General features: G+C 43.7%; 2 tRNA genes. Both read left to right on the top strand.

The features are described from left to right. Positions 1–4 precede the first annotated feature (4 nt). Positions 5–81: transfer RNA gene (locus AN391_RS19960), tRNA-Arg, on the top strand. Positions 82–307: 226 nt separating this feature from the next. Next, positions 308–384: transfer RNA gene (locus tag AN391_RS19965), tRNA-Arg, on the top strand. The last annotated feature ends 3 nt before the right edge of the window (positions 385–387 follow it).

Raw genomic sequence — 387 nt, forward strand, 5'->3', positions numbered from 1 at the left:
AAGTGGGCGCATAGCTCAGCTGGATAGAGTACCTGGCTACGAACCAGGCGGTCGGAGGTTCGAATCCTCCTGCGCCCACCACTTTCATAGACTCTGCTTAGAGTATAAATAAGTAGAAAGTGTTGATTATCGGAGGTTCACTCTTAGAAGTTACGTCCTACGCCACCACTTTCATGCATAAGCCGACATAAGCGTCGGTTTTTTTGTGTCTAAAATAATAAATAAGTTAAGCTCACTTTTAAAATGTGTACTTAAATTGGTTATTTTAGAAACTCAACTTAGAGTATAAATAAGAAAAAATGAAAGTGGGCGCATAGCTCAGCTGGATAGAGTACCTGGCTACGAACCAGGCGGTCGGAGGTTCGAATCCTCCTGCGCCCACCACTT

This window comes from Pseudoalteromonas sp. P1-13-1a (genome assembly GCF_001401875.1).
Lineage (GTDB): Bacteria > Pseudomonadota > Gammaproteobacteria > Enterobacterales > Alteromonadaceae > Pseudoalteromonas.